The following is an 18,950-nucleotide window of genomic DNA, read 5'->3' on the forward strand; positions in this document are numbered from 1 at the left end:
CCTGGGGAGGTGGAGGTGTTGCTGTGGGGTTCCTGTGGAGCAGTCGTCGGAAGCGTGGCAGGGGAGCGCGCTTTCTGTCAGGACCGCGTCAAAACTATGGCCGGAAACGGTTCGTTGTCCGGAAGTTCGTGTTCGCTATACGGATACGTGGCGATGCGGACGCTTCGCTCTGCGCGGGCAGAACCGCTCTGCGGGCGCTGTGTAGTCCGTGGGCAGGACTGCTCTCGGGCGCTGTGTTGTCCGTGGGCAGAGCCGCTATGCGGGCGCTGTGCTGTCCTCCGGCAGATCCCCGTGCCAGGAGTGCCACAGTGCCGCGTAGGCCCCGCCGGCCGCCACCAGTTCGTCATGCGTGCCGAGTTCGGTCAGCCGGCCGTCCTCCATCACGGCCACCCGGTCGGCGTCGTGCGCGGTGTGCAGCCGGTGCGCGACGGCGATGACGGTGCGCCCCTCGAGGACGGCGGCCAGGGCCCGCTCGGTGTGCCGGGCGGTCGCCGGGTCGAGCAACGCGGTCGCCTCGTCGAGGATCAGCGTGTGCGGGTCCGCCAGCACCACCCGGGCCAGGGCCAGTTGCTGGGCCTGTGAACCGGCCGTACGGCAACCGCCCTGCCCCAGCGGGGTGTCCAGCCCCTGCGGCAGCTTCCGCACCCACGCGTCGGCGCCCACCACCGCCAGCGCGTCCCACAACTCCTCGTCCCCGGCCGACGGTTCGGCGATGCGCAGGTTGTCGCGGACCGAGCCGAGGAACACGTGGTGCTCCTGGGTGACCAGGACGACCTGGCGGCGCAGCCGCTCCGGCCCCAGCCCGGCGACCGGCACACCACCGACCGTCACCGAGCCCGCGGTCGGTGCGTCGATGCCCGCCATCAGCCGGCTCAGCGTGGTCTTGCCGGCGCCGGACGGCCCGACCAGGGCGAGCCGCTCCCCGGGCCGCACCGTCAGATCGACGCCGCGCAGCACCTCCACGCCCCCGTCGTACGCGTAGCGCACCCCGGTGACGTCGATCCGGTCGCCGTCGGGATCCGGACAGTCGCCCTCGCCGGGTGCCTGCGGGGCCCGGGCGAGCCCCTCCACCCGGGCGAAGGAGGCGCCGCCGGACTGGAGTTGCTCGATCCGCACCAGGACCTCGTCCAGGGGTGCGCTCAGCTGGTGCAGATACAGCGTCGCCGCCACCACCGCTCCGAGGCTCATCGAGCCGGACGCGTGCAGCGCGCCGCCGATCACCAGCACCCCGGCCACCGGGAGGACGTACGACGTCTCCATCACCGGGAAGAACACCGAGCGCAGGAACAGCGTGTAGAAGCGGGTGCGGCGGGAGGTCTCCAGGGCGTCCCGGCTCGCGGCCGTGCGCTGCTCCCGGAGCCCGAAGGCCTCCACCGTGCGGGCCCCGGCCGCCGTGGACGCCACGATCTCCGCCACGTCCGAGGTGGCGGCGCCCTCGGCGAGGTACCCGTCCCGGGCCCGGCGCAGATACCAGCGCAGCGCGATCCAGATCGGCGTCAGCGTCAGCAGCGCGAGGGCGCCCAGCAGCGGGTCCAGCAGGAACACCGCGACGATCAGGAACAGCGCCTGGACCAGGTTGACCAGCAGGACGGGACCGGCGTCCCGCAGGGTGTTGCCGACCGTCGTCACGTCCGCCGTACCGCGGGCCGTCAGGTCACCGGTGCCGGCCCGCTCCACCACCGAAGCGGGCAGCGTCAGCGCCCGGTCCACGAACCGCTCCCGCACCCTGGCCAGGGTCCGCTCCCCGAAACGGTGCCCCACGTACCGGGCCCAGCGCGCCAGCAGCACCTGCGCGAGGGCGGACAGCAGCAGGAGCAGGGCCAGCCGGTCCACGGCCGCCGTTCCGCGCCCGGCCCGCACGTCGTCGATCATCCGGCCGAGCAGCCACGGCCCGGCCAGCCCGGCCACGGCCGCGAGCGCGTTCAGGCCCAGGACGACACCGAAGGCGCGGGCGTCGGCCCGGACGAGACCCAGCAGGGCGCGCCTGACGTCGGCCCGTTCCGCGACGGGCAGGTGTGCGCGGTTCATCCCAGGACCTCCTCGGTGTCCCTCGCGACGAGGGCCCGGTAGCCGGGCGTGGTGGCGAGCAGTTCGTGGTGGGTGCCGGAGGCTGCGACCTTGCCGTCCTTGAGGTAGTGGACGGTGTCCGTGCGGTCCAGGACGAGGGGGGAGGTGGTGGTCACGACCGTGGTGCGGCCTTCCCTCGCCTTCCTCAGCCGGGCGGCGACGGTGGCTTCGGTGTGGGCGTCCAGGGCCGAGGTGGGCTCGACGGCCAGGAGGATCTCCGGGTCGGTGAGGAGGGCTCTGGCCAGGCGGATGCGCTGGCGCTGGCCGCCGCTGAGGTTGCGGGCCTGGGCGTCCATGGGGGTGTCGAGGCCTTGGGGGAGGGCTTGGACGATGTCTTCTGCCGCGGCTGTGTGGAGCGCCTTTTGGAGTGCCTGGTGGTGTGGGGAGGCCGCTCGGGGCGTGCCCTGAGTGCCGATCATGTGGTGCAGGGAGCCCGCGAACAGGTCCGCCTCGTGATCCGCCACCAGGATGCGCGACCGGATCTGGCTCAGGGCGATGTCGTCCAGGCGTCTGCCGCCCCACGTCGCGCCCGACGGGGCGTAGCGGCCGAGGCGCTCCACCACCGTCGTGGCGTCCGCGGGGTGTTCCGCCACCAGGGCCGTCAGCCGGCCCGGCAGGATGCGGACCCCGGACTCCGGGTCGTACAGGGCGGACGGTTCCGGCGGGGCGTCCAGGGTCCCCGAGTCGGCCATCGGCTCCAGGCGCAGGAACCGCACGACCCGGCGTGCGCACACCACGCCGCGGCTGACCTGGTAGCCGCACTCGACCAGGAAGGCCACCGGCCACACCAGCACCGCCACATAGCCGTAGACGGACACCAGCTGGCCCACGGTGATGTCGCCCTGCGCCGCGAGCCGGGCCGCCAGCCAGGTCACCACCGCCAGGAACAGGGTCGGCAGTCCGATGCCCAGCGCCTGCACCCAGCTGGTCACCGCCCCCACCCGGTACCCCTGCTCACGCAGCCGCCCCGAGTCCTGCCGGAAGGCGTCCGCCACGAGTTGCCTGCCACCCAGGCCGGCGAGGACCCGCAGGCCGCCGGCGAGGTCGCCGATCCGCGCGGTCAGCACGCCCTGCCGCTCGCGGTACTCCGCCTCCGACCCCTGCAACCGGCCGAGCAGCGGCCCGACCAGCAGGGCGAGCACCGGAATGCCGAGCAGTACGACCAGCGCGACGACCCCCGAGACCGACACCAGCAGCACGGCGATCACCAGATACCCCACGACCGCGCCGATCCCGGGCCCCACGACCGTCAGCGACTGGCTGACCGTCTGCACGTCGCCCACGCCGATCGTGACGACCTCCCCGGCGCCCGCCTGCCGCCGCAGCGAGGCGCCGAGCCGCACCGCCTGTCCGACGACCACCTTCACCGTCCGGAAGTTGGCGTCCATGCGGACCCGGGTCATGGTGCGGTGCCGCATGATGCTCAGCCAGGCGTTGAAGGCGCCCACCGCGAACAGCGCGCCGCTCCAGAGCGTCAGCGCGCTCATGTCGCCGGGCTCCAGGCCGTCGTCGATCGCCCGGGACATCAGGTACGGCGTCGCCGCCAGCAGCACCATCCACACCGTGCCGAACACCGCCCCCGCAGCGCACCGCCCCGGCTGCCGGCCGACCAGCCACCACAGGTAGCGGGCGCCGCCGCGGTGGTCGGGTGTGCCGGGGTCCTCGTACGCGTCGATCATCCGCCCGCCCTCTGCCGTCGTCGTCCTACGCCAGACTGTCCCGCCAGGCCCGGTGCAGATCCGCGAACCTGCCCGTGCCCCCGATGAGTTCGGCCGGCCGGCCGTCCTCCACGATCCGGCCGTGCTCCATCACAAGGACCCGGTCCGCGATCTCGACGGTCGACAGCCGGTGCGCGATGACCACTGCCGTACGGCCCTTCAGCACCGTCGTCATGGCCCGCTGCACCGCACGCTCCCCGGGGACGTCCAGCGAGCTGGTCGCCTCGTCGAGGATGAGCACCGCCGGGTCGGCCAGCAACGCCCGGGCGAACGCCACCAGTTGCCGCTGCCCGGCGGAGATGCGGCCGCCCCGCTTGCGGACGTCGGTGTCGTAACCGTCGGGCAGGCTGCTGATGAAGTCGTGCGCGCCGATCTCCTTCGCCGCCTGCTCGATCTCCTCGCGGGTGGCGTCCGGGCGGCCGATCGCGATGTTGTCGGCGACCGTCCCGGAGAACAGGAACGCCTCCTGCGTCACCATGACCACCCCGCGCCGCAGCTCGGGCACGGCGAGGTCGCGCAGGTCGACGCCGTCCAGCAGCACCCGGCCGCCGGAGGGGTCGTAGAACCGGGCCAGCAGCTTGGCCAGCGTCGACTTGCCGGCGCCCGTGGAGCCCACGACCGCGACGGTCTGTCCGGCCGGGAGGGTGAGGTCGAACGCGGGCAGCACCTCGCCGCCGGTGCGGTAGCCGAAGCGGACGCCGTCGAAGACCACCCCGCGGCCGGGGTGTTCGCCCGCGAGCGGCGGGAGCCGCCGGGGCGTGGCCGGCTCGGGGACGGACGGGGTCTGGGCGAGCAGCCCGGCGATCTTCTCCAGGGAGGCCGCCGCCGACTGATAGGAGTTGAGGAACATCCCGAGCCGGTCGATGGGGTCGTACAGGCGCCGCAGGTACAGCACGGCCGCGGCCAGCACACCGAGGGCCAGCGTGCCGTCCGCGACCCGGTGGGCGCCCCACAGCACGATCGCCGCGACCGCCGTGTTGGCGACGAGCCGCGAGCCGGTGACGTAGCGGGCCATCTCCAGCAGCGCGTCCCCGTTGGTCCTCTCGTGCCGCCGGTTGAGTGCGCCGAAGTCCGCGTCGCCCGCGGCCTCGCGGCGGAAGGCGCGCACCGGCCGGATGCCGTTCATGGTCTCGACGAACTTGACGATGACGGCCGCGATGGCGGTCGAGCGGGCCCGGTACACCCGCCCGGCCCGCCGCTGGTACCACCGCACCAGCGCGTGGAGCGGCACCAGGGACGCCACCGCCACGCCCCCGAGGCCCAGGTCCAGCCAGAGCAGCATGGCCGAGATGTAGACGAAGGACAGGATGACCGTCACGAGCTCCTGGAGGCCCTCGTCCAGCAGCTCCCGCAGCGACTCCACGTCGGTCGTGGAGCGGGAGATGAGCCGGCCCGAGGTGTAGCGCTCGTGGAAGTCGACGCTCAGCGCCTGCGCGTGGCGGAAGATCCGGCCGCGCAGGTCCAGCAGCACGTCCTGGCTGACCCGGGCCGCCGCGGCGACGAACGCGAACTGCAGCCCGCCCGCGGCCAGCGCGCACGCCAGATAGCCGACGCCCACCGCGATCAGCGGCCCGTGGTCCTGCGCCCGGAACGCCGGTACGGCACGGTCGATGGCGTACGCCACGAGCAGGGGGCCCGCCTGCACGACCGCCTGCTGGAGCAGCAGCAGGAGCGTCGTGACCGTGACCCGGGCCTTCAGCGGCGCGAGCAGGGAGCGCAGCAGGGCTCCGGTGGCGCCCGGCGGGGTGGGCAGGACGTCCCGGTCGAAGGGGTCGCCCGGGACGAGGGGCCGGTCGTCGGTCCGGCCGCTCGGTTGGCCGCCCGCTTGGCCGCCCGCTTGGCCGTCGGGCTTGTCGCCGGCCGGTGCGCTGGTGGCCGCCGTCATCGTGCGCCCTCCTCTTCCCCTGACATCAGATGCGCGTACTCGGCGTTCGTACGCAGCAGTTCGTGGTGGGTGCCGACCGCGGCGATCCGGCCGCCGGACAGCAGGGCGACACGGTCGGCGAGCAGCACGGTCGACGGGCGGTGCGCCACGATCAGGGCGGTGGTGTCCGCGAGGACCTGCCGCAGGGCGGCCTCGACGGCGGCCTCGGTGTGCACGTCCAGGGCCGACAGCGGGTCGTCCAGGACGAGGAACTCCGGCTGCCCGACGACGGCCCGGGCGAGCGCGAGGCGCTGGCGCTGACCACCCGAGAGGCTGAGGCCCTGCTCGCCCACCTGGGTGTCCGTCCCCTGGGGCAGGGCGTGCACGAAGTCGGCCTGGGCGACGGCGAGCGCCCGCTCCAGGTCCGCCTTCCCGGCGGTGTCCCGCGCCCCCATGAGAACGTTGTCGCCGACCGCGGCCGAGAACAGCGTGGGCTCCTCGAAGGCCACGGCGACCTTGGCGCGCAGCGCTTGTCCGGACAGCTCCGTGATGTCGACGCCGTCGAGCGTGATGCGGCCCGAAGTGAGCTCGTAGAGACGGGGGATGAGTGCGGTGAGGGTGGTCTTGCCACTGCCGGTGGCGCCGACCAGGGCCATGGACTCGCCCGGCCGGATGTGCAGGTCGATGTGCTGGAGGACGGGCGGGGTGCCGGCGGGAGCGTCGGGGTAGCGGAAACCGACGGCGTGGAAGCGCAGCCCCCGGTCCCCCGACTGACCGGTGCCGGTGGTGGAGGCGGTGCCCGGGGCGGTGGTGGCGTCCTCCACCTCCTCGTCCATGACCTCGAAGTACCGCTCCGTCGCCGTCGCCGCCTCCTGGCTCATCGCCAGCAGGAACCCCATCGACTCCACCGGCCACCGCAGCGCCAGCGCCGTCGACAGGAACGCCACCAGCGTCCCCGCCGACAGGGCCCCGTCGGCCACCTGGACGACCCCCACCACCAGCGCCGCGCCGATCGCGACCTCGGGCAGCGTCACGATGACGCCCCAGATCGTCGCCAGCAGCCGCGCCTTGCGCAGTTCCGTGCCGCGCAGTGTCTGCGACAGGTCCCGGAACGCCCGCGCCTGGCTGCGGTGGCGGCCGAAGCCCTTGATGATGCGGATGCCGAGGACGCTCTCCTCGACGACCGTCGTCAGATCGCCGACCTGGTCCTGCGCGCGCCGGGCCAGCTTGGCGTAGCGCCTCTCGAAGACCATGCAGGTGACCATGAGGGGGATGGCGGGCCCGAGGATGACCAGCCCGAGGGTCCAGTCCTGGAGCAGCATGATGACCACGCCCACGAGGATCGTCACGCCGTTGACCAGGAGGAACGTCAGTGGGAAGGCGAGGAACTGACGCAGCAGCATCAGGTCCGTCGTCGCCCGGGACAGCAACTGCCCCGAGGCCCAGCGGTCGTGGAAGGCCACCGGCAGCCGCTGGAGGTGCCCGTACAGAGCCGCCCGCATCGACGCCTCGACGTGCGAGAGCGGACGGGCCACCAGCAACCGCCGCAGCCCGAACAGCAGGGCCTCCGTGAAGCCGAGCAGCAGCAGGTACAGCGCGCCGAGCCACACTCCGGCCGGGTCCCGGTGGGCGATCGGGCCGTCCACCATCCACTTCAGGACGAGCGGGATGACCAGGCCCACGCAGGAGGCGAGTATCGCGACGCACGCGGCACCGGACAGCCGCGCCCGCACGGGCCGCACATACGGCCACAGCCGCAGCAGCGTGCCTACGGTGGAACGGTCCTGGGCGGGGGCGGGTGTCGTGGCCATCAGCAGCGAGCCTACGGATCGCCACTGACACTGCCCAGCGAGTTTCCGCCGGAACCGGGTCGGTCCCTGGTCCTACGACCTGCGGTTCCGACGGGCCGGCCCGGACCCGCCGTACCCATCGGAGGGGGATGCCCGGCTTGCTTTCACGGAGTCCCGTCCGGCGCCGCCCTCCGCCCCGTTGGTGAAACGATGCCTCAGTCCGCCACCCGCAGCAGCAGCACCGCCCGCGCCGGCATCGTGATCTCCGCACCCGCCCGGTGCTCCACGCCCGGAGCCTCTCCCTGCTCCTCCAGGCTCGTGTCGACGACGACCTCGTACCGCTCGGCCCAGGGCGGCCCCGGCAACCGGAAGTCCACCGGCCCCTCGCCCGCGTGCAGCACGGCCAGGAAACTGTCGTCGAGGATCTGCTCCCCGCGCTCGTCACGGCCCGGGATGTCCCGGCCGGACAGGTACATGCCCAGCGTGGCGGCGGGCGCGTACCAGTCCTGCTCCGTCATCTCCGTGCCCCGCGACGTGAACCAGGCCAGGTCGCGCAGCCCGTCGGCGGTCTGCGCCCGGCCCGAGAAGAACGCCCGGCGCCGCAGCACCGGATGCCGGTGGCGCAGCGCGATCAGCCGGGAGGTCAGCGCGAACAGGGCCTGCCAGCCGGGGTCCTCCAGCAGCTCCCAGTCCAGCCAGCTGATCTCGTTGTCCTGGCAGTAGGCGTTGTTGTTGCCGCGCTGGGTGCGGCCCAGTTCGTCGCCCGCGACCAGCATGGGCACACCCGTCGACAGCAGCAGGGTGGTCAGGAGGTTCCTCAGCTGCCGCCGCCTGAGCGCCCGTACGCCCTCGTCGTCCGTCCCGCCCTCGGCGCCGCCGTTCCAGGCCCGGTTGTCGTCCGTGCCGTCCCGGTTGCCCTCGCCGTTGGCCTCGTTGTGCTTGCGCTCGTAGCTCACCAGGTCGCGCAGGGTGAACCCGTCGTGCGCGGTGATGAAGTTGACGGAGGCGTACGGCCTGCGCCCGCCCCAGGCGTACAGGTCGCTGGAGCCCGACAGCCGGTAGCCCATCTCCCGTACGTCCGGCAGCGCGTGCCGCCAGAAGTCCCGCACGGCGTTGCGGTACCGGTCGTTCCACTCCGTCCACAGCGGCGGGAACGCCCCCACCTGGTAGCCGCCCGAGCCCACGTCCCACGGCTCGGCGATCAGCTTCACCCGGCGCAGCACCGGGTCCTGGGCGATCACCGCGAGGAACGGGGAGAGCATGTCGACGTCGTGCATGGAACGGGCCAGCGCCGCCGCCAGGTCGAAGCGGAAGCCGTCCACGCCCATCTCGGTCACCCAGTACCGCAGCGAGTCCGTGATCAGCCGCAGCACGTGCGGCTGGACCACGTGCAGGGTGTTGCCGCAGCCGGTGTAGTCGGCGTAGCGGCGGGCGTCGTCCTGGAGGCGGTAGTAGCCGCGGTTGTCGATGCCCTTCAGGGACAGCATCGGGCCCAGTTCGCCCGCCTCCGCGGTGTGGTTGTAGACCACGTCGAGGATGACCTCGATCCCCGCCGCGTGCAGGGCGCGCACCATCCGCTTGAACTCGCCGACCTGCTGCCCCGTCGTCCCGGAGGCCGCGTACGCCGCGTGCGGGGCGAAGTAGCCGATGGAGTTGTAGCCCCAGTAGTTCTTCAGGCCTCTGCGCAGCAGGTGGTCCTCGTGGGCGAACTGGTGCACCGGCAGCAGCTCCACCGCCGTCACGCCCAGCTTCACCAGGTGCTCGATGGCGGCCGGGTGGGCGAGGCCGGCGTAGGTGCCGCGCAGCTCCTCGGGGATGCCCGGGTGGAGTTGTGTGAAGCCCTTGACGTGCAGTTCGTAGATCACCGAGTCCGCCCACGGCGTCTTCGGGCGGCGGTCGTCGGCCCAGTCGTCGTCATCGTGCACGACGACGCCCTTCGGGACGTGCGGCGCCGAGTCCCGGTCGTCGCGCACGGTGTCGGCGACATGCTGCTGCGGCCAGTCGCGGACGTGCCCGTACACCTCCGGCGGCAGACTGCTGTAGTCATTTCCTTCGGCGCCGTCGACCGCCCGCGCGTACGGGTCGAGGAGCAGCTTCGCCGGGTTCCAGCGGGCGCCGGTCCACGGGTCCCAGCGGCCGTGCACCCGGTAGCCGTAGCGCTGCCCGGGCAGCACACCGGGGACGAAGCCGTGCCAGATCTCGTGCGTCAGCTCGGCGAGCCGGACCCGCGACTCCTTGCCGGCCTCGTCGAACAGGCACAGCTCGACGCCCTCGGCCCCGCCCGCCCACAACGCGAAGTTGGTGCCCGCCACCCCGTCCGGGCCGACCCGGAACCGGGCGCCCAGCGGCGTCGGCGCGCCCGGCCACGCGGGCACGGTGGGCGGCGGCGCGGCCCGTCGTGCGCCGTTCACGGCGGCGGCTTGGCGCCCGTTCCCGGTGGCCCGATGACCGGCCACCGCCTCCTGCTCGGCTGCGCTGGACACCTGTCAGCCTCCCACCGGCTCATGGGACGACGGGGGACAGAGGGGTGCGGCCAGTGCTGCGGCCCGGGTCGCGGCTCCCCTGCGCGTCGTCCTCCCCACTGTTCTGCCCAGAGCGTGGGTCGCACTCACGTTTCCCCGGGGGCGGGCATGGTCGTTTCCCGGGGACACGACCGGTCGTTGGGCACCGCGTGAGGCACGTACAAGGGCGCGCGCGGCGCGCGAGGGCCGCGCTGGCCGCCGTAGTGACATGGGCAGGGCTCCTCGCCGGAGCCACGGGCTGTACCTCGGACGACGCGGGAGGGATCGCCGGGGCGTTCGGCGCGCCCCCGGCGCCCGAGGACGTCATCAAGGTCTCGCCCGACGACGGCAGCAGGGGAGTGCGCCCCGGGAAGAAGCTGCGCGTGCGCGTGCCCGACGGCCGGCTGGAGAAGGTGCGGGTCGTCAGGTCGCAGGACGCGCAGGAGTCCCCGGTGCCCGGGCACCTCTCCGCCGACGGCCTGACCTGGGAACCCGACGACCAACGGCTCGCGCTGGCCGCCAAGTACACGATCGACGCCGTGGCCGTGGACGGCGGCGGACGCCGCTCCGCCCGGCACACCACCTTCACCACCTACGTTCCGGAGGAACGCTTCATCGGCTACGTCGCCCCGGAGAACCGCGCCACGGTCGGCACCGGCATGATCGTCTCCCTGGAGTTCAACCGGCAGATCACCGACCGGGCCGCCGTCGAACGCGCGATCCGGGTCACCGCTCGCCCGGCCGTCGAGATCCGCCCGCACTGGTTCGGCAGGAGCCGCCTCGACTTCCGCCCCGAGGACTACTGGAAACCCGGCACCCAGGTCACCGTCGCCCTGAACCTGCGCGACGTCGAGGGCGCCCCCGGCGTCTACGGCCTCCAGCGCAAGACGTTCTCCTTCACCGTCGGCCGCAGCCAGGTCTCCATCGTCGACGCCGCCGCGCACTCCATGGAGGTCCGGCGCGACGGCGAGCCCCTCGCCACCGTGCCCGTCACGGCCGGGGCCCCCGGCAACACCACGTACAAGGGCAAGATGGTGGTGACCGAGATGCTCGACGTCACCCGGATGAACGGCGCCACGGTCGGCTTCAAGAAGCGCGACGGCAAGGGCGAGTACGACATCCCCGACGTCCCGCACGCCATGCGCCTGACCGACTCCGGGACCTTCCTGCACGGCAACTACTGGGCCCACCACAGCGTCTTCGGCCGGACCAACGTCAGCCACGGCTGCATCGGGCTGCGCGACGTGAAGGGCGGCAGCTCGGACACCCCGGCCGGCTGGTTCTTCGACCGCAGCCTCATCGGGGACGTCGTCGAGGTCGTCAACAGCAATGACAAAAAGGTCTCTCCCGACAATGGGCTCGGAGGCTGGAATATGGACTGGAATGCGTGGAAGGCGGGCAGTGCGCTGAAGTAGCCCGACAAGGGGGCGGGTTGAGCCGGCGATCTGTTGGGACCGAACAGTGACAATCGCGGGCCTCCGGGGCCGTGCACCCTGTGGTTACTATTCGCCGACGCGCGCAGGACGCGCGGGGTGCGGGCCTGACCAGGCCCTGGGAGGGGAGAAAGACGTGAACGGGCGACCGATATCGGGGGCGTCGGTTGGGCGCAGGAACGGAATGCTCGCGTCGGCGATCGGCGTGCTGCTTCTCGCCGTGACGGCGTGCGGCGGCGGGGGGACCGGCTCCGGTTCCGGCGAGGGCGACGGCAAGGGCAAGGACTCGGGCGCCGCGCGGAGCAAGCAGTCCGAGGCGGTCATCGGCATCACCCCCAAGGACGGCGCCAAGTCCGTCGACACGAGCGGTGCGCTGAAGGTGACCGCCGAGAAGGGGAAGCTGACCGAGGTCGAGGTCAAGGACGCCAAGGGCAACAAGGTCGACGGCGCGATATCCGGGGACGGCGCCAACTGGACGCCGTCCACCCACCTGGCCGGCGCCACCAAGTACACGGTCCACGCGGTCGCCAAGGACTCCGAGGGCCGCACGGCCGCCGAGGACGCCGGCTTCACCACGCTGACCCCGGAGAACACCTTCACCGGCACCTTCACCCCCGAGGACGGCTCGAAGGTCGGCGTCGGGATGCCGTTCTCCATCCGCTTCGACCGGGGCATCACCAACCCCGAGGACGTCGAGCAGGCCATCCGCATCAAGACGGAGCCGGCCGTCGACGTCGAGGGCCACTGGTTCGGCAACGACCGTCTCGACTTCCGCCCCGAGAAGTACTGGAAGCCCGGCACCAAGGTGACCGTCGACCTGAACCTCGACGGCGTCGAGGGACGCTCCGGTGTCTACGGCGAGCAGGACAAGACGGTGAAGTTCACCATCGGCCGCAACCAGGTCTCCGTCGTCGACGCCAAGAAGCTCACGATGAAGGTCATGCGCGACGGCAAGCTCTTCAAGACCATCCCGGTCACCACCGGCAAGCCCGGCATGGAGACCTGGAACGGGCAGATGGTCATCAGCGAGATGCTCACGGTGACCCGGATGAACGGCGAGACCGTCGGCTACGGCGGCGAGTACGACATCAAGGACGTCCCGCACGCCGTCCGCCTGACCACCTCCGGCACCTTCCTGCACGGCAACTACTGGGCGAGCGGCGCCTTCGGCAACTACAACGCCAGCCACGGCTGCATCGGCCTGCGCGACGTGCGCGGCGGCTGGGACAAGAAGGTGGCGGCCGCGTGGTTCTTCAACCACTCGATGGTCGGCGACGTGGTGGTCGTCAAGAACTCCGAGGACCGGATCGTCGACCCGGACAACGGACTGAACGGCTGGAACATGTCCTGGGAGAAGTGGAAGAAGTAGTCCTCCTTCCTGCACGCCATGAGGAGCCCGGCCGGTGTGACCCACCGCACCGGGCTCTTTCGCGTTAGCCCCCGTTAACCTGCTGCCTATGACCGTCTCTCTCGAAGTCGCTGAAGGCGTCGGCACGATCCGTCTCGACCGCCCGCCCATGAACGCGCTGGACATCGCCACGCAGGACCGGCTGAAGGAACTGGCCGAGGAGGCCACGCGCCGCGAGGACGTCAGGGCCGTCGTGCTCTACGGCGGCGAGAAGGTGTTCGCGGCCGGCGCGGACATCAAGGAGATGCAGGCGATGGACCACACCGCGATGGTCCTGCGCGCCCGCGCCCTGCAGGACTCGTTCACGGCGGTGGCCCGGATCCCCAAGCCGGTCGTCGCGGCCGTGACGGGGTACGCGCTGGGCGGCGGCTGTGAACTCGCCCTGTGCGCGGACTTCCGCATCGCCGGCGAGAACGCCAAGCTCGGCCAGCCGGAGATCCTGCTCGGCCTGATCCCGGGCGCCGGCGGCACCCAGCGCCTGGCCCGTCTGGTCGGCCCCTCCAAGGCCAAGGACCTCATCTTCACGGGCCGCATGGTGAAGGCCGACGAGGCCCGAGAGATCGGCCTGGTGGACCGGGTCGTCCCCGCCGACGAGGTGTACGCGCAGGCACACGCCTGGGCCGCGAAGCTCGCGCAGGGCCCGGCGCTGGCGCTGCGCGCCGCCAAGGAGTCGATCGACACGGGCCTGGAGACGGACATCGACACGGGCCTCACCGTCGAACGGAACTGGTTCGCGGGCCTGTTCGCCACCGAGGACCGCGAGCGCGGGATGCGCAGCTTCGTCGAGGAGGGCCCGGGCAAGGCGAAGTTCCTCTGAACATCCCTCCAGGGGCTTGCAATTGACACGGTGTCTGACCCGGGTCCCTCGATGGGGCGGTTTATGGCAACCTTAAGACAGCCTTAAGCGTGCCGGAACGGAAGAGTCCGTCGATTGCCCCGGAATGAGACGTTCCGGCAGGTCAGCTGGGGTGGCGGAGACTCCGAAGTGCCGCTGGCATATGACGGACGGCCACTCGTTCATCCCCCGTTCCCCGGGGCGTATTCCCCGGGAACGGCCCCGCCGGGCGCCCCGGGCAGCCATGATGGGGGCATGGCGGGGCTGGAGGGTATGGAACAGCCGCGGGGACACGCACATGCGGCCGCGGCGCGCTGGTCGCCGACCGTCGAGGACGAACACGCGCTGAAGGCGCTGGAGTTGTACGGCAACCCGACGGAGGCAGAGGTTCCACTGCCGTCCCGCCCCGAGTCCGCGGCCACCGCGAGACGCCTCACCCAGGTCGTGGTCCTGCGTCACTGGGGACTCACCCCCAAGACCACCGAGGACGCGGTCCTGCTCGTCTCCGAACTGGTCGGCAACGCCGTACGCCACACCGGCGCCCGCGTCTTCGGGCTGCGTCTGCACCGGCGCCGCGGCTGGATCCGCGTCGAGGTCCGCGACCCCTCGCGCGGGCTGCCGTGCCTGATGCCGGTCCAGGAGATGGACATCAGCGGCCGGGGCCTGTTCCTCGTCGACAAGCTGGCCGACCGCTGGGGGGTCGATCTGCTGCCCCGGGGCAAGACGACCTGGTTCGAGATGCGGGTCGCCGACCGCTAGGGCCCTTCTGATGCCTCACCCGGTCGCCGGACGGCCGAATCAACGGTTTCCCTGCGAGGCGCCCATTAAATGGTGCAATGCACCGCCATCTCGTCAAGAGCGCCCTGGTCGCGGGCGCCGCCCTCGCCGTCCTCTCCGCCTGCGGCACCGGGAGCGGGGAACGGACCTCCGAAGCGCGCGGCACCAAGGCCGCCGTGCCCGCCCCGCCGGAGAAGAAGCCCGTGAACGGCCTGCCGGGCATGCCGCCCGTCCTGGACCCCGAGGACGTGTACGCCGCCGACCGCCCGGGCAAGCTGTCCCCCGTCGTCAAGGACTTCCCGTCCCGGGTCTACGTCCCCAACACCGAGTCCGACACGGTCACCGTCATCGACCCGAAAACCTACGAGGTCATCGAGACGATCCGCGTGGGCCGGCAGCCCCAGCACGTCGTGCCCTCCTGGGACCTGAAGACGCTCTGGGTCAACAACAACCGCGGCCACACCCTCACCCCGATCGACCCGAAGACCGGCAAGGCGGGCAAGGACGTGGAGGTCCACGACCCCTACAACCTCTACTTCACGCCCAACGGCAGATACGCCGTCGTCATGGCCTCCCTCGACCGCGAACTGGTCTTCCGCGACCCGCACACCATGAAGGTGAAGAAGACCGTCCCGGTCTCCTGCTACGGCGTCAACCACGCCGACTTCTCCCTCGACGGCCGCTACTTCATCGTCTCCTGCGAGTTCAGCGGCGAACTGCTCAAGGTCGACACCGAGAAGATGGAGGTCGTCGGGCAGCAACGGCTGCCGTTCGAGGGCGCCATGCCGCAGGACGTGAAGGTCTCACCCGACGGCAAGAGGTTCTACATCGCCGACATGATGGCCCACGGCATGTGGGTCCTGAACGGCGACACCTTCACCGAGCCGACCCTGATGCCCACCGGCAAGGGCTGCCACGGCCTCTACGTCGGCCGCGACTCCCGCGAGATGTACGTGACCAACCGCGGCGAGGGCACCATCTCCGTCTTCGACTTCACCCAGGGCAAACTGACCAAGAAGTGGAAGCTGCCCGACGGCGGCAGCCCCGACATGGGCGGCGTCTCCGCCGACGGCAAGGTGCTGTGGCTGTCCGGCCGCTACGACGCCGAGGTGTACGCCGTCGACACCCGCACCGGCATCCAGCTCGCCCGGATCCCGGTCGGCAGCGGCCCGCACGGCCTCGCCGTCTACCCACAGCCCGGCCGCTACTCGCTCGGCCACACCGGCATCTTCCGGTGAGACCCCGCTGAGGGGACGAGCAGCACTTCCGAGCCCACCGGCCGGTACCCGGCCGCCTGGAACGCCCGCAGACTGCGGGCGTTCCCCGCCGACACCTGCGCCCACACCGGCGCGCCCCCGGCCAGCCGCCGCGCCGCCGACACCAGCCGCCGCCCGACCCCGCGGTGCCGCGCCCCCTCCTCCACCTCGACGGCGACCTCCCAGCGTCCGGCCACCCCGCGGCCCAGCACGAGCACTCCGCCGTCCGTCGTCCACACGCGCACGCCGTCCCGCCGCCGCAGCGCCGACACCACGCGCGGATGCCCGGGGTCGTCGACCTCCCTGAGCGCGACCGGCGGCTCCCCGGGCAGCGCGGCACCCGTCAGCAGCACGTCGACCGTGTCGGACCTACGCCCCGTCCGGTCCATCAGGGCCGTCAGGAAACGGGCGTTCATCGTGGCAGCGAGGGCGTCGCACTCGGTACGGGCGAGGACGCCGCGCACCCAGTCGGGGTCCTCGTCCGTGAAGACCACCGAATGGGCCGTGAAGGCGAGAACCCCGGCGTCGCGGGCCGAGGGCTGGGGCACGATCGTCGTACCGCCGTCCGCCGGCGGGAAGACGCCCCGCGCCGCCGCGTCGAGGATGTCCGCCAGAGTGTCCGTCACACCGCGCTCCTTGAGTCTCCACCCGCTGGAGGGTCCAGACTCGCAGGCATGATCGACGACCGCACCGGACTGCTCACCATCGGCGAACTGGCCCGGGTCACGGGACTCACCGTGCGCACCATCCGCTACTGGTCCGACGAGGGCGCCCTGCCCCCGGCCGACCGGACCGCGGGTGGATACCGGCTGTACGACGCGGCCTGCGTGGCACGGCTGGAGCTGATCCGCACCCTGCGCGAGCTGGGCCTCGGCCTCGCGGACGTCCGCCGGGTACTGGCCGGCGAGACGACTGTCGCGCAGGTCGCGGCCGCGCACGTGGTCGCGCTGGACGCGCAGATCCGGGGGCTCAAGGTGACCCGTGCGGTGCTGTCGACCGTGGCGAAGCGGGGATCCGGCGCGGAGGAGATGACGCTCGTGAACAGACTGGCACGGCTGTCGGCGGCCGAACGGCGGCGGATCGTCGAGGACTTCATGGCGGAGGTCTTCGAGGGGATCGACATGGCCGACCCTGACATCCGCCGCAGGCTGCGCTTCGCGGCCGCCCACCTGCCCGACGACCCCACGCCCGAGCAGGTGGACGCCTGGGTGGAGCTCGCCGAGCTGATCCAGGACCCCGGCTTCCGCGCGCAGATGCGGCAGATGATCGAGTTCAACGCCGCGGACCGGGGGCCCGACGTCCCGCCCGGTTCGTCCCTGTGGTTCATGAGCCGGCTCGTGTCGCTCGCCACCCAGGCACGGCGGCGCGGCATCGCCCCCGGCACCCCGGAGGCCGACGAGGTCCTCCGCGACCTGATCGGCGGCACGGACCGGGCCGTCGTACTGGAACGCCTCACGGCCGCCTCCCATGGTCGGGTCGCCCGCTACCGCGAACTGCAGGCCATCGTCAACGGCCTCGACGCCCAGCCGACCTACGACGAGGAGTTCGCCTGGGTGGTCGCCGCGCTGGGGGCCCGCCCGGCCAGTTAATCTGACCTGCGTCAGACCTGCGCCGGCAGGAAGCACAGCACGAGATGAGGGGCGGATCGGTGGCGGACATCGAGGAAGCACGCAAGCAGTTCGAGCGGATCGATACGGACGGTGACGGCTTCATCACCGCTGCCGAGTTCAAGAGCGCCCTGGCCAAGTCGGGCGACTGGAACGTCACCGAGTCGGTCGCCGAGGTCGTCATCAAGACCCGCGACCTCGACGGCGACAAGCAGCTGAGCTTCGACGAGTTCTGGGCCTACCTGAACAAGTAGGCCTGCGGCTCGCCCGTGCGCGAAGGGGCCCGGTCCATGATCCCCGGACCGGGCCCCTCGCCGTGCCCCGGGGCGCCCGGACAGCGGCTCGAGAACCCCTTCCCGCACCCGGAATAGCCCGTCCGCCCCCGAGGTTGACCCCGGTCACGAAGGCTTCACGCGGCGCTGTTCATCTCCGGAAGGGCAAGGCGAGGACATGAAGATCGGCATCATCGGGGCGGGCAACATCGGCGGCAACCTGACCCGGCGGCTCACGGCACTCGGGCACGACGTGGCCGTCGCCAACTCCCGCGGCCCCGAGACGCTCACGGCCCTGGCGGAGGAGACCGGCGCGACCCCCGTGACCGTCGGGGAGGCGGCGCGGGACGCCGAGATCGTCGTCGTCACCATCCCGCTGAAGGCGGTCCCGGACCTTCCCGCCGGCCTCTTCGACGGCGCGGCCGATGGCGTCGCGGTCATCGACACCGGCAACTACTACCCGCGCCAGCGCGACGGCCGGATCGCGGAGATCGAGGACGACGGCCTCACCGAGAGCCGCTGGACGGAACGCCGGATCGGCCACCCCGTCGTCAAGGCCTTCAACGGCACCTACGCCCAGGACATCCTGGACCGCCCGCTCCCCGCCGGTGACCCCGACCGCATGGCCCTCCCGGTGGCCGGCGACGACGAGGCGGCCAAGCGCACGGTGCGAGACCTGATCGACGCTCTCGGCTTCGACACGGTGGACGCGGGCGGCATCGACGACTCCTGGCGCCAGCAGCCCGGCACCCCGGTCTACGGCCTGCGGGGCGGAACCGAGGCGGTCACGAAGGCCCTGGCCGAGGCGTCCCCGGAGCGCACACCGGAGTTCAGCGGCTAGCCTCAGGCGCCCTCCGCCCACCTCCGCAGCGCCGCCTTGCTCTCGAAGTCGGCCACGTTCTTGTCGAGCGGGTCGTCGGTGTACTGGTGGAAGCGCCACTTCGCCTTGATGCGGGGCTTGCCCGCTGAGACGTAGTCGGCGATCCACAGGCCGTCGCCCGCATAGGAGGTGGTGTCGACGTTGAGCCAGAAGTGACGGTTGCAGTAGAGCACCACCTGGTTGTCCGGCCGGAGGTCCTTCAGCTTCCTGATGAACAGGTCCTTCTCCGCGTTGCTCGCGTGGGTCCCCTCGCTCGTGTTCTCCCAGTCGACGGCGAGGATGTCGCCCGCCCGGTCGGGGGCCTTGCTCACGAAGTACTCGGCCTGGGCCGTCAGGTTGCCGGGCCACAGGAAGTGGTAGAAGCCGACGACCAGCCCGGCGTCCCGGGCTCGTCCGGTCTGCGCGGCGAGCTTGGGATTGACGTAGGAGCGGCCTTCCGTCGCCTTGACGAAGACGAAGGACAGGCCGTCGGTGCCGTAGGAGGAGGACTGGTAGGCGCTCACGTCGATGCCGCGCAGCATGGGGGCTCCCTCTGGTGCGGG

15 protein-coding genes are annotated in these 18,950 nt (G+C 71.9%); 8 read left to right on the plus strand and 7 right to left on the minus strand.

Annotation, left to right across the window (positions count from 1 at the left end):
* Window positions 1-255 precede the first annotated feature (255 nt).
* The 5 genes from IGS69_RS24490 to glgX all read right to left on the minus strand — a co-directional run bounded on the left by IGS69_RS24490 (window position 256) and on the right by glgX (window position 9,922).
* The gene (locus IGS69_RS24490; RefSeq protein WP_190902664.1) at window positions 256-2,028 is read right to left on the minus strand and encodes an ABC transporter ATP-binding protein; all 1,773 of its coding nucleotides are present in this window, start codon (window positions 2,026-2,028) and stop codon (window positions 256-258) included.
* Complete coding sequence (locus tag IGS69_RS24495; RefSeq protein ID WP_190902665.1) at window positions 2,025-3,746, minus strand: ABC transporter ATP-binding protein; 1,722 nt, start codon at window positions 3,744-3,746, stop codon at window positions 2,025-2,027. Before IGS69_RS24495 ends, IGS69_RS24490 begins: the two co-directional genes overlap by 4 nt.
* 25 nt (window positions 3,747-3,771) lie before the next feature.
* A complete protein-coding gene (locus tag IGS69_RS24500) occupies window positions 3,772-5,670 on the minus strand; it encodes an ABC transporter ATP-binding protein (RefSeq protein WP_190902666.1) in 1,899 nt (632 codons plus the stop codon).
* Window positions 5,667-7,460: an ABC transporter ATP-binding protein gene (locus tag IGS69_RS24505; protein ID WP_190902667.1), complete on the minus strand. Its 1,794-nt coding sequence runs from the start codon at window positions 7,458-7,460 to the stop codon at window positions 5,667-5,669. The genes IGS69_RS24500 and IGS69_RS24505 overlap by 4 nt, the downstream gene beginning before the upstream one ends.
* A gap of 194 nt (window positions 7,461-7,654) precedes the next feature.
* Window positions 7,655-9,922: a glycogen debranching protein GlgX gene (gene glgX, locus IGS69_RS24510; protein ID WP_190902668.1), complete on the minus strand. Its 2,268-nt coding sequence runs from the start codon at window positions 9,920-9,922 to the stop codon at window positions 7,655-7,657.
* A gap of 188 nt (window positions 9,923-10,110) precedes the next feature.
* On the opposite strand from glgX, the gene IGS69_RS24515 reads away from it, so the two are divergent.
* The 5 genes from IGS69_RS24515 (at window position 10,111) to IGS69_RS24535 (ending at window position 15,631) form a co-directional block, all read left to right on the plus strand.
* A complete protein-coding gene (locus tag IGS69_RS24515) occupies window positions 10,111-11,355 on the plus strand; it encodes a L,D-transpeptidase (protein WP_190902669.1) in 1,245 nt (414 codons plus the stop codon).
* A gap of 154 nt (window positions 11,356-11,509) precedes the next feature.
* Window positions 11,510-12,742, plus strand: coding sequence for a L,D-transpeptidase (locus IGS69_RS24520; RefSeq protein WP_190902670.1), 1,233 nt, complete (start codon window positions 11,510-11,512; stop codon window positions 12,740-12,742).
* 88 nt (window positions 12,743-12,830) lie between these two features.
* Window positions 12,831-13,598 (plus strand): enoyl-CoA hydratase/isomerase family protein, encoded by a 768-nt coding sequence (locus IGS69_RS24525; RefSeq protein WP_190902671.1) that lies wholly within the window; start codon window positions 12,831-12,833, stop codon window positions 13,596-13,598.
* Window positions 13,599-13,766: 168 nt separating this feature from the next.
* Entirely contained in the window at window positions 13,767-14,375 is a 609-nt protein-coding gene (locus IGS69_RS24530) for an ATP-binding protein (RefSeq protein ID WP_190902672.1), read from the plus strand.
* Between the two features lie 77 nt (window positions 14,376-14,452).
* Window positions 14,453-15,631, plus strand: a complete 1,179-nt coding sequence (locus IGS69_RS24535; RefSeq protein WP_190902673.1) for a YncE family protein — start codon at window positions 14,453-14,455, stop codon at window positions 15,629-15,631.
* On the opposite strand, the gene IGS69_RS24540 is transcribed toward IGS69_RS24535, so the two are convergent.
* On the minus strand, window positions 15,598-16,275 hold the full coding sequence (locus tag IGS69_RS24540) for a GNAT family N-acetyltransferase (RefSeq protein WP_190902674.1): 678 nt from the start codon (window positions 16,273-16,275) through the stop codon (window positions 15,598-15,600). The two genes, IGS69_RS24535 and IGS69_RS24540, sit on opposite strands and share 34 nt — an antisense overlap.
* A 48-nt stretch (window positions 16,276-16,323) precedes the next feature.
* Here IGS69_RS24540 and IGS69_RS24545 point away from each other — a divergent pair, with 48 nt between their 5' ends.
* The 3 genes from IGS69_RS24545 to IGS69_RS24555 all read left to right on the plus strand — a co-directional run bounded on the left by IGS69_RS24545 (window position 16,324) and on the right by IGS69_RS24555 (window position 18,369).
* On the plus strand, window positions 16,324-17,238 hold the full coding sequence (locus IGS69_RS24545) for a MerR family transcriptional regulator (protein ID WP_190902675.1): 915 nt from the start codon (window positions 16,324-16,326) through the stop codon (window positions 17,236-17,238).
* 59 nt (window positions 17,239-17,297) lie between these two features.
* Complete coding sequence (locus IGS69_RS24550) at window positions 17,298-17,510, plus strand: EF-hand domain-containing protein (RefSeq protein WP_030855113.1); 213 nt, start codon at window positions 17,298-17,300, stop codon at window positions 17,508-17,510.
* 196 nt (window positions 17,511-17,706) lie between these two features.
* A complete protein-coding gene (locus IGS69_RS24555) occupies window positions 17,707-18,369 on the plus strand; it encodes an NADPH-dependent F420 reductase (protein ID WP_190902676.1) in 663 nt (220 codons plus the stop codon).
* A gap of 2 nt (window positions 18,370-18,371) precedes the next feature.
* Here IGS69_RS24555 and IGS69_RS24560 read toward each other — a convergent pair whose 3' ends face one another.
* Window positions 18,372-18,929, minus strand: coding sequence for a glycoside hydrolase family 25 protein (locus tag IGS69_RS24560; RefSeq protein ID WP_190902677.1), 558 nt, complete (start codon window positions 18,927-18,929; stop codon window positions 18,372-18,374).
* Window positions 18,930-18,950 lie beyond the last annotated feature (21 nt).

This window comes from Streptomyces tuirus (genome assembly GCF_014701095.1).
GTDB classification, from domain to species: domain Bacteria; phylum Actinomycetota; class Actinomycetes; order Streptomycetales; family Streptomycetaceae; genus Streptomyces; species Streptomyces tuirus.